Source organism: Streptomyces rapamycinicus NRRL 5491 (assembly GCF_024298965.1).
GTDB lineage: Bacteria > Actinomycetota > Actinomycetes > Streptomycetales > Streptomycetaceae > Streptomyces > Streptomyces rapamycinicus.
Genome location: NZ_CP085193.1, coordinates 5,212,108 through 5,228,615 on the forward strand (window position 1 = coordinate 5,212,108; position 16,508 = coordinate 5,228,615).

Here is a 16,508-nt window from a genome sequence, read left to right on the forward strand (position 1 = left end):
GGTACGAGGCCGGCGCGGGCGGGCGCCGGTCCTCCGTCCGCGAGGGCCTCTTGGGTCCCCGGGAGGCGAGGGTGAATTCACCGGGCAGTGCCACGTCGGGCCCCTTCCAGGGGCTGTGGGGCCTGACGCCACCCCAGCGCGGCCATGCCCTGCTCCGGATTGAGTGCCGTCTCCACGCCGACGAGCTCGATCCCGAGCTCGACCAGGGTGATCGCCACCGGCGGTCGCATCCCGGCCACGATCACCCGCGCCCCCAGCAGCCGGGCGACCGTGGTCAGCTCCATCAGCGTCCGGGCCACGAAGGAGTCGATGACCTCCAGCCGGGAGATGTCGATGAGCACCCCACGGGCGCCCTCGGCCGAGATCCGCTCGGTCAGCTCCTCGGTGAAGGCGATGGCGGTCCGGTCGTCGAGCTCATTGAGCAGGCCGGTGACGAGGACGTCTCCCAGTCGCAGAATCGGAACGCCGGGCGAGCGATGACCGGTCACCGACCGTCTCCTTCGTCACCGTCGGGCCCGGGCCCGTCGATCAGCTTGATCGCGGCGGCCAGCGCGTCGGCCAGCGTCGCCCGCGTGAGGATGGTGGAAAGGTCGATGCCGAGCTGGGCGATGGTCTGGGCGATCGAGGGGCGCACCCCGCTGATCACACAGTCCGCGCCCATCAGCCGCACCGCGTTCACGGTCTGCATCAGATGCTGGGCGACGGCGGTGTCCACCGTCGGCACACCCGTGATGTCGATGATCGCGACCAGCGCCTCATGGTCCTGGATGGCCTGGAGCAGATTCTCCATCACCACCTGGGTCCGGGCGGTGTCCAGGGTGCCGATCAGCGGCACGGCCAGCACCTGCCGCCACAGCCGCACCACCGGCGTCGACTGCTCCATCAGCTGCTGGCTCTGCCGCCGGATGATCTCCTCCCGGCCGTCCACATACGTCTCGAAGGACAGCGCCCCGGCCACATCGAGCAGCCGGTTCATGAAGACGGCCGAGGCGAACAGCTCCTCGGCGTCCCGGGTGTCCCGCTGCACCGCCCTCAGCAGCGCCTCCTTGAGCGCCAGCACCGCGAGCGAGGTCGCCGTCGGGGTGGCCCCGGCCCGCGCCCGGCGCAGCGACAGGCCGACCACGGCTTCGTGCAGCCCGGGGCTGGAGGTCACCACACGGTCCACCGGCACACCGCTCTGCAGTCCGGGGACCAGCGCCTCGATCAAGGCGTCGGCCTCCTCGTGGAGTTCGGCCTCCCCGATGTCGGTGTCGAGCAGGGCCTGCTCCATCTGCAGCTCGACCCAGCGATCGGCGATCTCCTCGCCGCGTTCATGGAGCGCCCTGGTCAGACGCTCTCGCACAGCGGCCTCGCTGGTACTCACGCGGTTCCCTTCGCGGTCGGCGACCGTTGTCGGTTGGCAAATTTTATCGATCTTCCGGGGGCCCCGGAAGCCGCATCATGCCGATCGCCGCCCCGCCGTGACCTGTTCTCGCCTCCGCCGTACGCACACGATGCGCGTGGCGAGTACCCCGTGATCGCCCGACCACACCCAGCCAGGCCTCAGCAGCAGCCGGAACCGATCGCCGTCGCGCCCGGCAGGGACCGCTTGTTGCGGGACTCGCGGTTACGGGCCGCGAGTTGGCCGTCGGCCGGGTAGCCGACCTCTTCCAGGGTCAGACCGTGGGGGCGTACGACATGGACGGCGGAGTCGCGCAGCCCGGCGGAGAGCACCCTGGCGGGCCAGTCCGGCGGGCGGTGTCCGTCGCCGACGAAGAGCAGCGCGCCCACCAGCGAGCGCACCATGTTGTGGCAGAAGGCGTCCGCCCGCACCGTGGCCGTGATCACGCCGTCCGCCCCGCGCAGCCAGTCCAGCCGCTGGAGGGTGCGGATGGTGGTGGCGCCGTCGCGCTTCTTGCAGTACGCGGCGAAGTCGTGCTCGCCCAGGAGCCGTGTCGAGGCCGCGTTCATGGCGTCCACGTCCAGCGGCCAGTCGTGCCACAGCACATGGCCGCGCAGCAGCGGGTCGACCCCGCCGGGGTGGTCGGTGACCCGGTAGGCGTAGCGCCGCCAGATCGCGGAGAAGCGGGCGTTGAACCCGTACGGGGCCTCGGCGACCCGCCAGACCCGTACGTCATGGGGCAGCCGCCCGGCCAGCCGCCGCAGCAGCCTGTCCCGGTGCTCGGCCCACAGCGCCTCGGGCAGATCCACGTGCACCACCTGGCCGCGGGCGTGGACCCCCGCGTCGGTGCGGCCCGCGACGGTCAGCTCGAAGGTCTCCGCGGAGCGCGTCACCGTCCGCAGCGCGCTCTCCAGCTCGCCCTGTACGGTGCGCCGCTCGCGCTGCTTGGCCCAGCCCGAGAAGTCCTTGCCGTCGTAACTCAGATCCAGCCGGACCCGTACGAAACCGGGCGCCGCCTCGTCACTCACCCAACCGTTCCTCTCCATGCGGAACGGGCCCGCTCCCAGGATCTGGGGGCGGGCCCGTCCGTACGACGAAAGCCGTCGAACGCCTCAGGCGTCCTTCGACTCCTCGGCCTCGGCCTCGGCCGGAGCCTCGGCGGCCTCGGCGGCCGGGGTCTCCTTCTTGAGGTCCGCGACGGCCTGGTCACCGGCAGCGTCCTTGGCGGTGCGCTGGGTGGCGGCCTCGGCCTCGCCGACCGCCTCCTGCTGCACGGTCAGCGCCTCGACCAGCTCGATGACCGCCATCGGGGCGTTGTCGCCACGGCGGTTACCGATCTTGGTGATGCGGGTGTAGCCACCCGGCCGGTTCTCGTAGCGCGGCCCGATCTCGGTGAAGAGGGTGTGCACGACGCTCTTGTCGCGGATGGTCTGGAGCACCAGACGGCGGTTGTGAAGGTCGCCCTTCTTCGCCTTGGTGACCAGCTTCTCCGCGACCGGGCGCAGGCGGCGGGCCTTCGCCTCGGTGGTGGTGATCCGGCCGTGCTCGAACAGCGCGGTGGCGAGGTTCGCCAGCAGGAGCCGCTCGTGCGCGGCGCTGCCGCCCAGACGGGCGCCCTTGGTGGGCTTCGGCATTGGTCAATCTCCTCGATGTCTGCACCGGCCGTATGAGGTACCGGTGTCAGTGAACAAAATCCAGCCCGTCCGGCGATTGAGGACAAGACCTCAGCCACAGCGGACCAGCAGGTTCTAGTACTGCTCGGTCTCCACGAAACCGGCGTCCGCGTCGTCGTCCGCGCCGAACGCGTCCGCCGCGGCGGTCGGGTCGAATCCGGGCGGGCTGTCCTTGAGCGCCAGGCCCATACCGGCCAGCTTCGCCTTGACCTCGTCGATCGACTTGGCGCCGAAGTTCCGGATGTCGAGCAGGTCCGCCTCGGACCGCGCCACGAGCTCACCCACGGAGTGGATGCCCTCGCGCTTGAGGCAGTTGTACGAACGGACGGTGAGCTCGAGCTCCTCGATCGGCAGCGCCAGATCGGCGGCGAGGGCGGCGTCCGTCGGGGACGGGCCCATGTCGATGCCCTCGGCGTCCACGTTCAGCTCGCGGGCCAGGCCGAACAGCTCGACCAGGGTCTTACCGGCCGACGCCATGGCGTCACGCGGCCGCATGGCCTGCTTGGTCTCGACGTCGACGATCAGCTTGTCGAAGTCGGTGCGCTGCTCGACACGGGTCGCCTCGACCTTGTAGGTGACCTTGAGCACCGGCGAGTAGATCGAGTCGACCGGGATCCGGCCGATCTCCTGGCCGACCTGCTTGTTCTGCACGGCGGAGACATAGCCGCGACCGCGCTCGACGGTCAGCTCCATCTCCAGCTTGCCCTTGCCGTTCAGCGTAGCCAGGACCAGGTCGGGGTTGTGCACCTCGACACCGGCCGGCGGCGCGATGTCGGCGGCGGTGACCAGACCCGGGCCCTGCTTGCGCAGGTACATCACGACCGGCTCGTCGTGCTCCGAGGAGACGACCAGCTGCTTGATGTTGAGGATCAGGTCGGTGACGTCCTCCTTGACGCCCGGCACGGTGGTGAACTCGTGCAGGACCCCGTCGATCCGGATGCTGGTCACGGCCGCACCGGGGATCGAGGAGAGGAGCGTACGACGCAGGGAGTTTCCGAGGGTGTAGCCGAAGCCCGGCTCCAGCGGCTCGATCACGAACCGGGAGCGGAACTCGTCGACGACCTCTTCGGTCAACGAGGGACGCTGAGCGATCAGCATGGGTTTTGCCTCCAGTCTCCGGCGCCCGCTATTTGACGCCGAACCCTTCAATGGTACGGGCGGTACGTGCCAAACGGCTCCGTACCGCCCGTATCGTCTTGGCTACTACTTGGAGTAGAGCTCGACGATCAGCTGCTCCTGCACCTGGGTGTCGATCACCTGGCGCTCGGGCATCGAGTGCACGAGGATCCGCAGCTGCGACGGAATGGCCTCCAGCCACGCCGGCACCGTGCGGTCGCCCGCCTCGGCCTGAGCCACCTGGAAGGGGGTCATGGTCCGGGACTTCGGACGAACCTCGACGATGTCGTTCACGGTGACCCGAGCCGACGGAATGTCGGTCTTGACGCCGTTCACGGTGAAGTGACCGTGGCGGACCAGCTGACGGGCGTGGTCGCGGGACTTGGCGAAGCCGGCCCGGTAAACCACGTTGTCCAGCCGGGTCTCGAGGATGCGAAGAAGGTTCTCACCGGTCTTGCCGGTCTTCTTGTTCGCCTCCGCGTAGTAACCACGGAACTGCTTCTCAAGGACTCCGTAGATGCGGGTCGCCTTCTGCTTCTCACGGAGCTGCAGCAGGTACTCGCTGTCCTTGGTGCGCCCGCGACCGTGCTCACCCGGGGGGTAAGGACGGATCTCGATCGGGCACTTCGCGCTCTCGCACTTGCTCCCCTTGAGGAAGAGCTTCTGCTTCTCCCGACGGCAACGCTTGCAGTCGGCCCCGGTGTAACGCGCCATTGTTTCTGTTGTCTCCTACTTCAGCCGGTCAGACACGCCGACGCTTGGGCGGGCGGCATCCGTTGTGCGGAGTCGGGGTGACGTCCTGGATCGAACCCACCTCCAGGCCGGTGGCCTGGAGCGAGCGGATCGCGGTCTCACGGCCGGAGCCAGGACCCTTGACGAACACGTCGACCTTGCGCATGCCGTGCTCCTGCGCGCGGCGGGCGGCCGACTCGGCGGCCATCTGCGCGGCGAACGGAGTGGACTTGCGCGAGCCCTTGAAGCCGACGTGGCCGGCCGAGGCCCAAGAGATCACGTTCCCGGTCGGGTCCGTGATCGAAACGATGGTGTTGTTGAACGTGCTCTTGATGTGAGCGTGCCCGTGGGCGACGTTCTTCTTTTCCTTGCGGCGCACCTTCTTGGCGCCGGCCGTCCTGCTCTTCGGAGGCATTCTCGAAATCTCCCGTGGAGGTGGTCGGTCCTACAGCTCGGACCGCTTGTCAGCGTCCGGTGCGGACTACTTCTTGCCCGGCTTCTTCTTGCCGGCGATCGCGCGACGCGGGCCCTTGCGGGTGCGGGCGTTGGTCGACGTGCGCTGGCCGTGGACCGGAAGGCCGCGGCGGTGACGCAGACCCTGGTAGCAGCCGATCTCGACCTTGCGACGGATGTCGGCCTGGATCTCGCGACGGAGGTCACCCTCGGTCTTGATGTTGTTGTCCACGTACTCGCGGATCTTGACCAGGTCCTCTTCGCCCAGGTCGCGAACGCGGGTGTCCGGGCTCACACCGGTGCTGGCGAGCGTCTGCTGGGCAAGGGTGCGACCGATGCCGAAGACGTAGGTGAGGGCGACCTCTACGCGCTTGTCGCGCGGGAGATCAACGCCTGCGAGGCGTGCCATGAATCTGGCTCCAGATGGTTGTCGGAGGTCTTCCGCAGCACCACTCCCGGCCGCCGTACGGGACGGCTCCCGGGTCCCCGGCCTCCGACCGGGGGTGTCGTCCCCGCCAGGCGGGAACGGGTGACTGCGTATGTACGAAAAGTTATGACGTCGCGCGAAGATACTGCGAGTGGTGCAGGATTTCGGCCGGTGTGCGTCAGCCCTGGCGCTGCTTGTGGCGCAGGTTGTCGCAAATGACCATGACCCGGCCGTGGCGGCGGATCACCTTGCACTTGTCGCAGATCTTCTTGACGCTCGGCTTGACCTTCATGGGTGTGAGGTTCTCCGGGTCGTGAGATCTACTTGTAGCGGTAGACGATCCGTCCGCGCGTGAGGTCGTACGGAGACAGCTCCACGACCACCCGGTCATCGGGCAGGATGCGGATGTAGTGCATACGCATCTTGCCGCTGATGTGCGCGAGGACCTTGTGACCGTTCTGAAGCTCCACCTTGAACATCGCGTTCGGCAGAGACTCGATCACGGTGCCCTCGATTTCGATGGCGCCTTGCTTCTTGGCCATGTCCTGCTTTCGGGATCGGCTACCTTGATCGGCTCGCAACATGCGGGAGGGCATGCGAGAGCCGACGTGTCAGTCTACGTCAGGGCATCCCGAAACACGAATCCGGGGCATCATGCCCCGATTTTGAGATCTTTATGCCCACGGAGATCGTCAGACGGAGATCGTCAAGCCAGCGGGTCGGGCGCGGTCTCCACGCCCAGCTCGGCCAGCTTGGCCTTGCCGCCGTCCACGGCGGTCAGCACCAGCGGGCCCTCCTCGGTCAGCGCGACCGAGTGCTCCCAGTGGCTGGACCAGGTGCCGTCGTCCGTCTTGACCGTCCAGTCGTCGGCCAGCACATGCGTCTTCGCGGTGCCCAGGCTCACCATGGGCTCGATCGCGATGCAGAAGCCGGAGACCAGCCGGGGGCCCTTGCCGCGCTTCTTGGAGACGTAGTTCAGCAGATGCGGGTCCATGTGCATCTGGGTGCCGATGCCGTGGCCGCCGTAGTCCTCGATGATCCCGTACTTGCCGGAGGCCGGGCGGGGCTGGCGGCGGATGTAGCCCTCGATCGCCTTGGAGATGTCGACCAGCCGGTTGCCCTTGCGGACCGCCGCGATCCCGGCCCACATCGACTCCTCGGTGACCCGGCTGAGCTCGTACAGCTCCGGGGCGTGACCGGTGCCCACGAAGGCGGTGAAGGCGGCGTCGCCGTGCCAGCCGTCCACGATCGCGCCCGCGTCGATGGAGATGATGTCGCCGTCCCTGAGGACGGTCTCCCGGTCCGGGATGCCGTGCACCACGATGTCGTTCACCGAGGTGCAGATGGTGGCGGGGAAGCCGCCGTACCCCAGGAAGTTCGACTTGGCGCCGTGGTCGGCGATGACCTTACGGGCGACGTCGTCCAGGTCCTTGGTGCTGGCGCCGGGGACGGCCGCCGCCCGGGTCGCCTCGTGAATGGCGGCGACGACCAGTCCCGCCTCACGCATCTTCGCGATCTGCTCGGGAGTCTTGATCTCCACCATTGGGGGCCTTCCGGGATCGGTCTCTGGTGCGGTCCGTGCTGTGACGTATCTGCTCAACGATACGGCCGCGGCGCCCGTGCCGGGCGCCGCGGCCGTTCCGTATGGGTTCTCGCGGCCGTCAGGCTGCCTTGGCGGCCAGGGCGTCCATCGCCCGCTGGGTGACCTCGGACACCTTGCCCAGCGCCGAGATCGTCACGACCAGGCCCTTGGCCTTGTAGTAGTCGATGATCGGCTCGGTCTCCCGGTGGTAGACCTCGAGGCGCTTGCGGACCGTTTCCTCGCTGTCGTCCTCGCGCTGGTACAGCTCGCCGCCGCAGACGTCGCACACGCTCTGGGCCTTCGGCGGCTTGTACTCCACGTGGAAGGTGTGCGAGCTGTCGTTGCGGCAGGTACGACGGCCCGCGATGCGCTTGATCACCTCGGACTCGGGGACCTCCAGGTCCAGCACCGCGTCCAGCGAGACACCGCGCTGCCCCAGGTAGGTGTCCAGGGCCTCGGCCTGGATCTGGTTCCTCGGGAATCCGTCCAGCAGGAAGCCCGGCTGTGCGTCCTCCTGGTCCAGCCGGTCCTCCGCCATGCCGATGGTGACCTCGTCCGGTACCAGCTGTCCGGCCCGCATGTACTCCTGCGCCTGCTTGCCGAGGGGGGTGCCCTGGCTGATGTTCGCGCGGAACAGGTCGCCGGTGGAGATATGCGGGATCGACAGCTTCTCGGCGAGGTACGCGGCCTGCGTACCCTTGCCGGCTCCCGGAGGCCCGACGAGGACGATTCGCATCAGCGGAGGAACCCTTCGTAGTGTCGCTGCTGAAGCTGGCTCTCGATCTGCTTCACAGTCTCCAGGCCGACACCCACGATGATCAGGATGCTCGTGCCGCCGAACGGGAAGTTCTGATTGGCATTGAGCGTCACCAGCGCCACCGTGGGCACCAGGGCGATCAAGCCCAGATAGAGCGCACCGGGCCACGTGATGCGGTTCAGCACGTAGCTCAGATACTCCGCGGTGGGACGACCAGCCCGGATACCCGGGATGAACCCACCATACTTCTTCATGTTGTCGGCAACTTCTTCGGGGTTGAAGCTGATGGCGACATAGAAGAATGCGAAGAAGACGATCAGCAGGAAGTACGTGGCGATGTAGATCGGGTGGTCGCCCTTGACGAAGTTCTGCGAGATCCAGGTCGCCCAGCCGGCCTTCGAATTCGAGAACTGGACGATCAGCGCCGGGATGTACAGCAGCGATGAGGCGAAGATCACGGGGATCACACCCGCCTGGTTCACCTTCATCGGGATGTAGGTGGACGTACCGCCGTAACTGCGACGGCCGATCATGCGTTTGGCGTATTGCACGGGGATCCGGCGCTGGGCCTGCTCGACGAAGACCACCAGGCCGACCATGGCCAGACCGCAGAGGATCACCAGGCCGAACTCCAGCCAGCCGTCCATGATCTTGCCCTGCTGCTTGATGCTCCACATCGCGCTCGGGAATCCGGCGGCGATGGAGACGAACATCAGGATCGACATGCCGTTGCCGATGCCGCGGTCGGTGACCAGTTCACCGAGCCACATGATCAGCGCGGTGCCCGCGGTCATCGTGATGACCATCACGGCGGTGGTGAAGATCGAGTCGTCCCGTACGATCTGACCGCCGACCGGGCAGCTCTGGAAGAGCGAGCCGCTGCGGGCGGTGGCCACCAGGCCGGTGCCCTGGAGGATGGCCAGCGCGATGGTCAGATAGCGGGTGTACTGCGTGATCTTTCCTTGACCGGCCTGGCCCTCCTTCTTGAGGGCCTCGAGGCGCGGGATCACCACGGTCAGCAGCTGCAGGATGATGCTCGCCGTGATGTACGGCATGATCCCTAGCGCGAAGATGGTGATCTGGAGCAGTGCGCCACCACTGAACATGTTGACCAGGCCGAACAGCCCCTGCTGGCCCTTGGCGAGGTCCATGCACGTCTGGACGTTCTTGTAGTCGATGCCCGGGATCGGGATATGTTGCCCGAGCCGGAAGAGCACGATGATGCCCAGCGTGAACAGCAGCTTCTTGCGCAGGTCGGGCGTCTTGAACGCCCGGGCGAACGCGGTGAGCACGGTGCCTCCTGCGCCCCCCGCGTCGCTTCGCGAGAGGTGACGGTCTTGAGGATCGACGGATACTTATCAGCCAGGACCCGCGCGGAGACGTACCGCGCGGAAGGTAACAACGCCAGCCACCTTACCGGCGACCCGGCCCCGCTTGGAACGACCAACCGGGGATGCCCCGTATCTGGGGCACCCCCGGTCAGAAACGCACCGTGCTCAGACGAGCTCGGTGACGGTGCCACCGGCGGCGGTGATCTTCTCCTTGGCGGAGCCGGAGACGGCGTCGACCGTCACCTGGAGCGCCACGGAGACCTCACCGGAGCCCAGCACCTTGACGAGCTGGTTCTTGCGAACCGCACCCTTGGCGACCAGGTCGGCCACCGTGACCTCGCCACCCTCGGGGTAGAGCGCGGCCAGCCGGTCCAGGTTCACGACCTGGTACTCGGTGCGGAAGGGGTTCTTGAAGCCCTTGAGCTTCGGGAGCCGCATGTGGAGGGGCATCTGCCCACCCTCGAAGCGCTCCGGAACCTGGTAGCGGGCCTTGGTGCCCTTGGTGCCACGACCAGCGGTCTTACCCTTGGACGCCTCACCACGACCGACACGGGTCTTGGCGGTCTTGGCGCCCGGGGCGGGCCGGAGGTTGTGGACCTTCAGCGGGTTGTTCTCCGCCATGTCAGTCGACCTCCTCGACCGTCACGAGGTGCCGCACGGTCTGCGCCATGCCGCGGAACTCGGGGCGGTCCTCCTTGACGACCACGTCGCCGAGCCTCTTCAGCCCGAGCGAACGCAGAGTGTCGCGGTGGTTCTGCTTGCTGCCGATGTACGACTTCGTCTGCGTGATCTTGAGGCGGGCCATGCTCACACACCCACCCCGGCACGCGCCCGCAGCAGAGCGGCGGGAGCGACGTCCTCGAGCGGCAGACCACGGCGGGCGGCGATCTCCTCGGGGCGCTGAAGGCCCCGCAGAGCGGCCACCGTGGCGTGCACGATGTTGATCGGGTTCGAGGAGCCGAGCGACTTGCTCAGCACGTCGTGGATGCCCGCGCACTCCAGCACGGCGCGCACCGGGCCACCGGCGATCACACCGGTACCGGGGGACGCCGGCTTCAGCAGCACGACACCCGCGGCCTCCTCACCCTGGATCGGGTGCGGAATGGTGCCGGCGATCCGGGGGACCTTGAAGAAGTGCTTCTTGGCCTCCTCCACGCCCTTGGCGATCGCGGCCGGCACCTCCTTGGCCTTGCCGTAACCGACACCCACGGTGCCGTCACCGTCGCCCACCACGACCAGCGCGGTGAAGCTGAAGCGACGACCACCCTTCACAACCTTGGCGACGCGGTTGATCGCGACAACACGCTCGACGTAAGCGGTCTTCTCGGCGGCAGCGCCACCGTCCCGCCGGTCCTTCCGGTCCCGCCGCTCGCCGCCACCGGCGCCGCCACCGCGGCGCTGGGGTCCAGCCATTGGATTTACCTCTCTCGTTTCCGCTTTGCGTTGGAACCGGGGCTCAGAACTTCAGCCCGGCCTCGCGGGCGGCGTCCGCCAGAGCGGCGATGCGCCCGGCGTACTTGTTACCACCGCGGTCGAACACGACGGCCTCGATGCCCGCGGCCTTCGCCCGCTCGGCCACCAGGGCGCCGACCTGCTGCGCCTGGGCGCTCTTGTCGCCCTCGGCCGCCCGGATGGAGCTGTCCAGCGTCGACGCCGAGGCCAGGGTGTGGCCCGCGATGTCGTCGATGACCTGCGCCACCATGTGACGGTTGGACCGCGTCACCACGAGGCGGGGGCGGACCGGCGTACCGGAGACCCGCTTGCGGACGCGGATGTGACGCCGCTTGACGGCAGCGGCCTTGCGAGCGTTGCCCTTGGCAATCTTCACACCGTATGCCATGGCTTACTTACCAGCCTTTCCGACCTTGCGGCGGATGACCTCGCCCGCGTACTTCACGCCCTTGGCCTTGTACGGGTCGGGCTTGCGCAGCTTGCGGATGTTCGCGGCGACCTCGCCGACCTTCTGCTTGTCGATGCCCTCGACGCTCAGCTTGGTCGGGGACTCCACCTTGAAGGTGATGCCCTCCGGTGCCTCGACCAGGATCGGGTGGCTGTAGCCCAGGGAGAACTCCAGGTTGGAGCCCTTGGCCTGGACGCGGTAACCGACACCGCTGATCTCGAGCGCCTTGCTGTAGCCCTGGGTCACGCCGGTGATCATGTTCGCCACCAGCGTGCGCGACAGGCCGTGCAGGGCCTTGTTCTGACGCTCGTCGTTCGGGCGGGTGACAACGAGGGCGTTGTCCTCACCCTTGGCGACCTCGATCGGCGCGGCGACGGTGTGCGAGAGAGAGCCCTTGGGACCCTTCACGGCGACCGTGCGGCCATCGATGGTGACGTCCACACCAGCGGGAACCTGGATGGGCAGCTTGCCAATGCGCGACATGTGCTTCCTCCGTTCCCTGGTTACCAGACGTAGGCGAGGACTTCCCCACCCACGCCCTTCTTGCCGGCCTGCTTGTCGGTGAGGAGCCCGTGCGACGTGGAGATGATCGCCACGCCCAGGCCGCCGAGCACCTTCGGCAGGTTGGTGGACTTTGCGTAGACCCGCAGACCCGGCTTCGAGATCCGCTTGATGCCGGCGATCGAGCGCTCGCGGTTGGGGCCGAACTTCAGCTCGAGGGTGAGGCTCTTGCCGACCTCGGCGTCCTCGACCTTCCAGCCGGTGATGTAGCCCTCCTGCTGGAGGATCTCCGCGATATGCGACTTGATCTTGCTGTGGGGCATCTCGACGGAGTCGTGGTACGCCGAGTTCGCGTTTCGCAGACGCGTCAGCATGTCTGCGATCGGATCGGTCATGGTCATGATGGCCTTCGGCCTCTCTCGCCGGGGTTTCCTGTATGCGCCATCCCTCTCACCCGCTCAGTGGCGGGCACGGGTGCGGCGCGGGGACCTACGGCGTAGTAAGGATTCTGGGCGGCGAGCGCCCAACCCTTCTACTCTACGGGAGCGGAAGGGCGGGCCTCGCCATCCATTTGCTTACCGAGAGCCCGGTATCAACCCAAAATTCCATCTTTCGCCCGCCAGGGCGTCCGTTGAGGGCGGTGGCGGGAGACGGGTGGGTTGATTACCAGGAGCTCTTGGTCACGCCCGGCAGCTCGCCACGGTGAGCCATCTCACGGAGGCACACGCGGCACAGGCCGAACTTGCGGTACACGGAGTGCGGACGTCCGCAGCGCTGGCAGCGCGTGTAACCACGCACGCCGAACTTGGGCTTGCGGCCGGCCTTGGCAATGAGAGCCTTCTTCGCCACGGCTCACGCCTCCTTGAACGGGAAGCCGAGGTGACGCAGCAGGGCGCGGCCCTCTTCGTCGTTGGTCGCCGTGGTCACCACGGTGATGTCCATACCCCGGACGCGGTCGATCTTGTCCTGGTCGATCTCGTGGAACATGACCTGCTCCGTGAGACCGAAGGTGTAGTTGCCCCGGCCGTCGAACTGCTTCGGCGACAGACCGCGGAAGTCGCGGATGCGCGGAAGCGCGAGCGACACCAGGCGGTCCAGGAACTCCCACATGCGGTCACCGCGGAGGGTGACGTGGGCGCCGATCGGCTGGCCCTCACGCAGCTTGAACTGCGCGATGGACTTACGGGCCTTGGTGACGGCGGGCTTCTGGCCGGTGATCGTGGCGAGGTCGCGGATGGCGCCCTCGATCAGCTTGGAGTCGCGGGCGGCGTCGCCCACACCCATGTTGACCACGACCTTGGTCAGACCCGGGATCTGCATGACGTTCTCGTAGGAGAACTGCTCCTGCAGCTTGCCCTGGATCTCTTCGCGGTAGCGCGCCTTGAGGCGCGGTGCAGTGGTGGTGGCAGTCATCAGATGTCCTCACCGGTCCGCTTGGCAACGCGGATCTTGTTGCCCTCGTCGTCGAAGCGGTATCCGACGCGGGTGACGACCTTGTTTCCGTCCTTCTCCACCACGAGCTGCACATTGCTCACGTGGATCGGGGCCTCGGTCGTCACGATGCCGCCGGTCTTCGAACCACGAGCGGTCTGTCCGGCCTTGGTGTGCTTCTTGACCCGGTTGACACCCTCGACCAGGACCCGGTCCTCGCGCGGGAAGGCCGCGATGACCTTGCCCTGCTTGCCCTTGTCCTTACCGGTGATGACCTGGACCAGGTCGCCCTTCTTGATCTTCATCGGTTACAGCACCTCCGGCGCGAGCGAGATGATCTTCATGAACTTCTTCTCGCGCAGCTCACGGCCCACCGGGCCGAAGATACGGGTGCCGCGGGGGTCGCCATCGTTCTTGAGGATGACGGCCGCGTTCTCGTCGAAGCGGATGTACGAACCGTCCGGGCGGCGGCGCTCCTTCACGGTGCGCACGATGACCGCCTTGACGACGTCACCCTTCTTCACGTTGCCACCGGGGATCGCGTCCTTGACGGTGGCGACGATGACGTCACCGATGCCCGCGTAGCGGCGACCGGAGCCACCGAGAACACGGATGCAAAGGATCTCCTTCGCGCCCGTGTTGTCGGCGACGCGCAGTCGCGACTCCTGCTGGATCACGTCTATCTCCTGATCGTCTGCCGGTTCCCGGCAGGGGCTGGATATATCCAGCCCCTGCCGAGCCTGGCGGAACTGTCCTGCGGACTATTGCCCGCAGGAAGAATTACTTGGCCTTCTCGAGGATCTCGACGACGCGCCAGCGCTTGGTCGCGGACAGCGGCCGGGTCTCCATCAGGAGGACGCGGTCGCCGACACCCGCGGCGTTCTGCTCGTCGTGCGCCTTGAGCTTGTTGGTACGGCGGATGACCTTGCCGTACAGCGCGTGCTTGACGCGGTCCTCGACTGCGACGACGACGGTCTTGTCCATCTTGTCGCTGACGACCAGACCCTCACGGGTCTTGCGGAAGCCGCGGTTCTGCGTTGCGTTCTCAGTCACATTCGTCTCGCTCATCAGGCGCTCTCCACCGTCTCGATGCCGAGCTCGCGCTCCCGCATCAGGGTGTAGATCCGGGCGATGTCCTTCCGGACGGCCTTCAGCCGGCCGTGGTTCTCGAGCTGTCCGGTCGCCGCCTGGAAGCGGAGGTTGAACAGCTCTTCCTTGGCCTCACGCAGCTTGCCAACGAGGTCCTCGTTGTTCAGCTCACGCAGCTCGGACGCCTTGGTACCGGCCGCCATCACGACTCACCTGCCTCGCGCCGAACGATCCGGCACTTCATCGGGAGCTTGTGAGCAGCGCGGGTGAGCGCCTCACGCGCAGTCTTCTCGTTCGGGTAGGACAGCTCGAACATCACCCGACCGGGCTTGACGTTCGCGATCCACCACTCCGGCGAGCCCTTACCGGAACCCATGCGGGTCTCCGCAGGCTTCTTCGTCAGCGGACGGTCCGGGTAGATGTTGATCCAGACCTTGCCGCCACGCTTGATGTGGCGGGTCATCGCGATACGAGCGGCCTCGATCTGACGGTTGGTGACGTACGCCGGGGTGACGGCCTGGATGCCGTACTCGCCGAACGCCAGCTCCGTACCGCCCTTGGCCATGCCGGACCGCTTGGGGTGGTGCTGCTTGCGGTGCTTGACCCTGCGAGGGATCAGCATGGGGTCAGCTCTCCTTTCCGGCTGCGCTGGGCTCGGCCGCCGCCGCGGCGGGCGCCTCGGCCTTGCCGGCCTCGGTGGTGGGCGCGGCGGACTGCTGCGGCTTACGGCCACGGCCACCGCGCTCGCCACCACGGCGCTGCGGGCGGTCGCTGCCACCACGCGACGGGCGGTTGCCGGCGCGGGCGGCCGCGTTCTCGGCGCGGACCTCGGCGATGTTCTTCACGTCGCCCTTGTAGATCCACACCTTGACGCCGATGCGGCCGAAGGTGGTCTTGGCCTCGAAGAAGCCGTAGTCGACGTTCGCGCGGAGCGTGTGCAGGGGCACGCGGCCCTCGCGGTAGAACTCCGAGCGGGACATCTCGGCGCCGCCGAGACGGCCACCACACTGGATCTTGATGCCCTTGGCACCGGCCTTCATCGAGCTCTGCATCGACTTGCGCATCGCACGACGGAAGGAGACGCGGGAGGAGAGCTGCTCGGCGACGGCCTGGGCCACCAGCTGAGCGTCCACCTCGGGGTTCTTCACCTCGAGGATGTTGAGCTGCACCTGCTTGCCGGTGAGCTTCTCCAGCTCGCCGCGGATACGGTCGGCCTCCGCGCCGCGGCGGCCGATGACGATGCCCGGCCGGGCGGTGTGGATGTCGACGCGGACGCGGTCACGGGTGCGCTCGATCTCCACCTTGGAGATACCGGCGCGCTCCATGCCCTTCGTCATCATCCGGCGGATGGCGACGTCTTCCTTGACGTAGTCCTTGTACAGCTTGTCGGCGTACCAACGCGACTTGAAGTCGGTGGTGATGCCGAGCCGGAACCCGTGCGGGTTTACCTTCTGGCCCATTACCGGGTTCCTTCCTTGCTGCTGACGACCACGGTGATGTGGCTGGTCCGCTTGCGGATCCGGTAGGCGCGGCCCTGGGCGCGCGGACGGAACCGCTTCAGAGTCGGGCCCTCGTCGACGTACGCCTCGGAGATGACGAGGCTGTCGGCGTCGGTGTGGTCGTAGTTGTGCGCGGCGTTGGCGATGGCGCTGTCCAGCACCTTGCCGACCGGCACGCTCGCGGCCTGCGGGGCGAAACGCAGGACCGCCTGGGCCTCCGTGGCACTCATGCCACGGATGAGGTCCACCACGCGGCGGGCCTTCATGGGCGTGACGCGGATGTACCGCGCCTGGGCCCTGGCTTCCATGGTTGTCCCTTCAGTGTCTGTCATGAGTCTTTTCCGCTGATCAGCGACGACGCGACTTGCGGTCGTCCTTCTCATGGCCGCGGAAGGTGCGGGTCGGCGCGAACTCGCCGAGCTTGTGGCCGACCATCGACTCGGTGACGAACACCGGGACGTGCTTGCGGCCGTCGTGCACCGCGATCGTGTGGCCGAGCATGGCCGGGACGATCATCGAGCGGCGGGACCAGGTCTTGATGACGTTCTTGGTGCCTGCTTCGTTCTGCGTGTCCACCTTCTTGATCAGGTGGTCGTCGACGAAGGGCCCCTTCTTGAGACTGCGCGGCATCTAAAC

Annotated in this window: 29 protein-coding genes; all 29 read right to left on the bottom strand. The window is 67.2% G+C overall.

The genetic code is table 11. The features are described 5' to 3' along the window. Positions 1-77: 77 nt before the first annotated feature. Entirely contained in the window at positions 78-488 is a 411-nt protein-coding gene (locus tag LIV37_RS21570; protein WP_020869238.1) for an STAS domain-containing protein, read from the bottom strand. Continuing rightward, positions 485-1,363 (bottom strand): STAS domain-containing protein, encoded by an 879-nt coding sequence (locus LIV37_RS21575; protein WP_020869239.1) that lies wholly within the window; start codon positions 1,361-1,363, stop codon positions 485-487. The genes LIV37_RS21570 and LIV37_RS21575 overlap by 4 nt, the downstream gene beginning before the upstream one ends. A gap of 179 nt (positions 1,364-1,542) precedes the next feature. Then, positions 1,543-2,409, bottom strand: coding sequence for a tRNA pseudouridine(38-40) synthase TruA (gene truA / locus LIV37_RS21580; RefSeq protein ID WP_020869240.1), 867 nt, complete (start codon positions 2,407-2,409; stop codon positions 1,543-1,545). Positions 2,410-2,493: 84 nt separating this feature from the next. Next, a complete protein-coding gene (gene rplQ, locus LIV37_RS21585) occupies positions 2,494-3,015 on the bottom strand; it encodes a 50S ribosomal protein L17 (RefSeq protein WP_020869241.1) in 522 nt (173 codons plus the stop codon). A 114-nt stretch (positions 3,016-3,129) separates the two neighbouring features. Then, entirely contained in the window at positions 3,130-4,152 is a 1,023-nt protein-coding gene (locus LIV37_RS21590) for a DNA-directed RNA polymerase subunit alpha (RefSeq protein ID WP_009715858.1), read from the bottom strand. A 105-nt stretch (positions 4,153-4,257) separates the two neighbouring features. Beyond that, positions 4,258-4,884, bottom strand: coding sequence for a 30S ribosomal protein S4 (gene rpsD / locus LIV37_RS21595; protein ID WP_020869242.1), 627 nt, complete (start codon positions 4,882-4,884; stop codon positions 4,258-4,260). A 28-nt stretch (positions 4,885-4,912) separates the two neighbouring features. Beyond that, on the bottom strand, positions 4,913-5,317 hold the full coding sequence (rpsK, locus tag LIV37_RS21600; RefSeq protein WP_009715860.1) for a 30S ribosomal protein S11: 405 nt from the start codon (positions 5,315-5,317) through the stop codon (positions 4,913-4,915). Between the two features lie 66 nt (positions 5,318-5,383). Next, complete coding sequence (gene rpsM, locus LIV37_RS21605; protein WP_020869243.1) at positions 5,384-5,764, bottom strand: 30S ribosomal protein S13; 381 nt, start codon at positions 5,762-5,764, stop codon at positions 5,384-5,386. Between the two features lie 196 nt (positions 5,765-5,960). Further along, positions 5,961-6,074 (bottom strand): 50S ribosomal protein L36, encoded by a 114-nt coding sequence (rpmJ, locus tag LIV37_RS21610; RefSeq protein ID WP_003956441.1) that lies wholly within the window; start codon positions 6,072-6,074, stop codon positions 5,961-5,963. A gap of 28 nt (positions 6,075-6,102) precedes the next feature. Beyond that, positions 6,103-6,324, bottom strand: coding sequence for a translation initiation factor IF-1 (infA, locus tag LIV37_RS21615; protein ID WP_003956442.1), 222 nt, complete (start codon positions 6,322-6,324; stop codon positions 6,103-6,105). A gap of 164 nt (positions 6,325-6,488) precedes the next feature. Beyond that, positions 6,489-7,325: a type I methionyl aminopeptidase gene (gene map, locus LIV37_RS21620; protein WP_020869244.1), complete on the bottom strand. Its 837-nt coding sequence runs from the start codon at positions 7,323-7,325 to the stop codon at positions 6,489-6,491. Between the two features lie 118 nt (positions 7,326-7,443). Further along, positions 7,444-8,100, bottom strand: coding sequence for an adenylate kinase (locus LIV37_RS21625; protein WP_020869245.1), 657 nt, complete (start codon positions 8,098-8,100; stop codon positions 7,444-7,446). Further along, positions 8,100-9,413, bottom strand: coding sequence for a preprotein translocase subunit SecY (gene secY / locus LIV37_RS21630; RefSeq protein ID WP_020869246.1), 1,314 nt, complete (start codon positions 9,411-9,413; stop codon positions 8,100-8,102). The genes LIV37_RS21625 and secY overlap by 1 nt, the downstream gene beginning before the upstream one ends. A 204-nt stretch (positions 9,414-9,617) precedes the next feature. Continuing rightward, a complete protein-coding gene (gene rplO / locus LIV37_RS21635) occupies positions 9,618-10,073 on the bottom strand; it encodes a 50S ribosomal protein L15 (protein ID WP_020869248.1) in 456 nt (151 codons plus the stop codon). Position 10,074: 1 nt separating this feature from the next. Further along, entirely contained in the window at positions 10,075-10,257 is a 183-nt protein-coding gene (gene rpmD, locus LIV37_RS21640; protein ID WP_044571656.1) for a 50S ribosomal protein L30, read from the bottom strand. Between the two features lie 2 nt (positions 10,258-10,259). Then, positions 10,260-10,865, bottom strand: a complete 606-nt coding sequence (rpsE, locus tag LIV37_RS21645) for a 30S ribosomal protein S5 (protein ID WP_020869250.1) — start codon at positions 10,863-10,865, stop codon at positions 10,260-10,262. A 43-nt stretch (positions 10,866-10,908) separates the two neighbouring features. Beyond that, on the bottom strand, positions 10,909-11,292 hold the full coding sequence (rplR, locus tag LIV37_RS21650) for a 50S ribosomal protein L18 (protein WP_020869251.1): 384 nt from the start codon (positions 11,290-11,292) through the stop codon (positions 10,909-10,911). A gap of 3 nt (positions 11,293-11,295) precedes the next feature. After that, positions 11,296-11,835: a 50S ribosomal protein L6 gene (gene rplF, locus LIV37_RS21655; RefSeq protein WP_020869252.1), complete on the bottom strand. Its 540-nt coding sequence runs from the start codon at positions 11,833-11,835 to the stop codon at positions 11,296-11,298. A gap of 20 nt (positions 11,836-11,855) precedes the next feature. Continuing rightward, entirely contained in the window at positions 11,856-12,254 is a 399-nt protein-coding gene (gene rpsH / locus LIV37_RS21660) for a 30S ribosomal protein S8 (RefSeq protein ID WP_020869253.1), read from the bottom strand. Between the two features lie 262 nt (positions 12,255-12,516). Beyond that, positions 12,517-12,702 carry a type Z 30S ribosomal protein S14 gene (locus tag LIV37_RS21665; RefSeq protein WP_020869254.1) on the bottom strand — a complete coding sequence of 62 codons (186 nt, stop codon included), beginning with the start codon at positions 12,700-12,702 and terminating at the stop codon, positions 12,517-12,519. Between the two features lie 3 nt (positions 12,703-12,705). Then, on the bottom strand, positions 12,706-13,266 hold the full coding sequence (rplE, locus tag LIV37_RS21670) for a 50S ribosomal protein L5 (RefSeq protein WP_020869255.1): 561 nt from the start codon (positions 13,264-13,266) through the stop codon (positions 12,706-12,708). Continuing rightward, positions 13,266-13,589: a 50S ribosomal protein L24 gene (rplX, locus tag LIV37_RS21675; protein ID WP_014054173.1), complete on the bottom strand. Its 324-nt coding sequence runs from the start codon at positions 13,587-13,589 to the stop codon at positions 13,266-13,268. Before rplX ends, rplE begins: the two co-directional genes overlap by 1 nt. 3 nt (positions 13,590-13,592) lie before the next feature. Next, positions 13,593-13,961 (bottom strand): 50S ribosomal protein L14, encoded by a 369-nt coding sequence (rplN, locus tag LIV37_RS21680; RefSeq protein ID WP_003998823.1) that lies wholly within the window; start codon positions 13,959-13,961, stop codon positions 13,593-13,595. Positions 13,962-14,064: 103 nt separating this feature from the next. Next, entirely contained in the window at positions 14,065-14,352 is a 288-nt protein-coding gene (rpsQ, locus tag LIV37_RS21685; RefSeq protein WP_014054172.1) for a 30S ribosomal protein S17, read from the bottom strand. Beyond that, positions 14,352-14,576 (bottom strand): 50S ribosomal protein L29, encoded by a 225-nt coding sequence (gene rpmC / locus LIV37_RS21690; protein WP_009715874.1) that lies wholly within the window; start codon positions 14,574-14,576, stop codon positions 14,352-14,354. The genes rpsQ and rpmC overlap by 1 nt, the downstream gene beginning before the upstream one ends. Further along, positions 14,576-14,995 carry a 50S ribosomal protein L16 gene (rplP, locus tag LIV37_RS21695; RefSeq protein ID WP_014178774.1) on the bottom strand — a complete coding sequence of 140 codons (420 nt, stop codon included), beginning with the start codon at positions 14,993-14,995 and terminating at the stop codon, positions 14,576-14,578. The genes rpmC and rplP overlap by 1 nt, the downstream gene beginning before the upstream one ends. Before the next feature lie 4 nt (positions 14,996-14,999). Continuing rightward, positions 15,000-15,833: a 30S ribosomal protein S3 gene (gene rpsC, locus LIV37_RS21700; protein ID WP_020869256.1), complete on the bottom strand. Its 834-nt coding sequence runs from the start codon at positions 15,831-15,833 to the stop codon at positions 15,000-15,002. After that, positions 15,833-16,180: a 50S ribosomal protein L22 gene (gene rplV / locus LIV37_RS21705; RefSeq protein ID WP_014054168.1), complete on the bottom strand. Its 348-nt coding sequence runs from the start codon at positions 16,178-16,180 to the stop codon at positions 15,833-15,835. The genes rpsC and rplV overlap by 1 nt, the downstream gene beginning before the upstream one ends. Positions 16,181-16,220: 40 nt before the next feature. Continuing rightward, positions 16,221-16,502, bottom strand: a complete 282-nt coding sequence (gene rpsS / locus LIV37_RS21710; protein ID WP_020869258.1) for a 30S ribosomal protein S19 — start codon at positions 16,500-16,502, stop codon at positions 16,221-16,223. Positions 16,503-16,508 lie beyond the last annotated feature (6 nt).

What these genes read in the sequence shown, in the direction of transcription:
- rplQ (WP_020869241.1), bottom strand. Translation starts at nt 3,015, where the DNA reads ATGCCGAAGCCCACCAAGGGCGCCCGTCTGGGCGGCAGCGCCGCGCAC.
- LIV37_RS21590 (WP_009715858.1), bottom strand. Translation starts at nt 4,152, where the DNA reads ATGCTGATCGCTCAGCGTCCCTCGTTGACCGAAGAGGTCGTCGACGAG.
- rpsD (WP_020869242.1), bottom strand. Translation starts at nt 4,884, where the DNA reads ATGGCGCGTTACACCGGGGCCGACTGCAAGCGTTGCCGTCGGGAGAAG.
- rpsK (WP_009715860.1), bottom strand. Translation starts at nt 5,317, where the DNA reads ATGCCTCCGAAGAGCAGGACGGCCGGCGCCAAGAAGGTGCGCCGCAAG.
- rpsM (WP_020869243.1), bottom strand. Translation starts at nt 5,764, where the DNA reads ATGGCACGCCTCGCAGGCGTTGATCTCCCGCGCGACAAGCGCGTAGAG.
- rpmJ (WP_003956441.1), bottom strand. Translation starts at nt 6,074, where the DNA reads ATGAAGGTCAAGCCGAGCGTCAAGAAGATCTGCGACAAGTGCAAGGTG.
- infA (WP_003956442.1), bottom strand. Translation starts at nt 6,324, where the DNA reads ATGGCCAAGAAGCAAGGCGCCATCGAAATCGAGGGCACCGTGATCGAG.
- map (WP_020869244.1), bottom strand. Translation starts at nt 7,325, where the DNA reads ATGGTGGAGATCAAGACTCCCGAGCAGATCGCGAAGATGCGTGAGGCG.
- LIV37_RS21625 (WP_020869245.1), bottom strand. Translation starts at nt 8,100, where the DNA reads ATGCGAATCGTCCTCGTCGGGCCTCCGGGAGCCGGCAAGGGTACGCAG.
- rplO (WP_020869248.1), bottom strand. Translation starts at nt 10,073, where the DNA reads ATGGCGGAGAACAACCCGCTGAAGGTCCACAACCTCCGGCCCGCCCCG.
- rpmD (WP_044571656.1), bottom strand. Translation starts at nt 10,257, where the DNA reads ATGGCCCGCCTCAAGATCACGCAGACGAAGTCGTACATCGGCAGCAAG.
- rpsE (WP_020869250.1), bottom strand. Translation starts at nt 10,865, where the DNA reads ATGGCTGGACCCCAGCGCCGCGGTGGCGGCGCCGGTGGCGGCGAGCGG.
- rplR (WP_020869251.1), bottom strand. Translation starts at nt 11,292, where the DNA reads ATGGCATACGGTGTGAAGATTGCCAAGGGCAACGCTCGCAAGGCCGCT.
- rplF (WP_020869252.1), bottom strand. Translation starts at nt 11,835, where the DNA reads ATGTCGCGCATTGGCAAGCTGCCCATCCAGGTTCCCGCTGGTGTGGAC.
- rpsH (WP_020869253.1), bottom strand. Translation starts at nt 12,254, where the DNA reads ATGACCATGACCGATCCGATCGCAGACATGCTGACGCGTCTGCGAAAC.
- rplE (WP_020869255.1), bottom strand. Translation starts at nt 13,266, where the DNA reads ATGACTGCCACCACCACTGCACCGCGCCTCAAGGCGCGCTACCGCGAA.
- rplX (WP_014054173.1), bottom strand. Translation starts at nt 13,589, where the DNA reads ATGAAGATCAAGAAGGGCGACCTGGTCCAGGTCATCACCGGTAAGGAC.
- rpsQ (WP_014054172.1), bottom strand. Translation starts at nt 14,352, where the DNA reads ATGAGCGAGACGAATGTGACTGAGAACGCAACGCAGAACCGCGGCTTC.
- rpmC (WP_009715874.1), bottom strand. Translation starts at nt 14,576, where the DNA reads ATGGCGGCCGGTACCAAGGCGTCCGAGCTGCGTGAGCTGAACAACGAG.
- rplP (WP_014178774.1), bottom strand. Translation starts at nt 14,995, where the DNA reads ATGCTGATCCCTCGCAGGGTCAAGCACCGCAAGCAGCACCACCCCAAG.
- rpsC (WP_020869256.1), bottom strand. Translation starts at nt 15,833, where the DNA reads ATGGGCCAGAAGGTAAACCCGCACGGGTTCCGGCTCGGCATCACCACC.
- rplV (WP_014054168.1), bottom strand. Translation starts at nt 16,180, where the DNA reads ATGGAAGCCAGGGCCCAGGCGCGGTACATCCGCGTCACGCCCATGAAG.
- rpsS (WP_020869258.1), bottom strand. Translation starts at nt 16,502, where the DNA reads ATGCCGCGCAGTCTCAAGAAGGGGCCCTTCGTCGACGACCACCTGATC.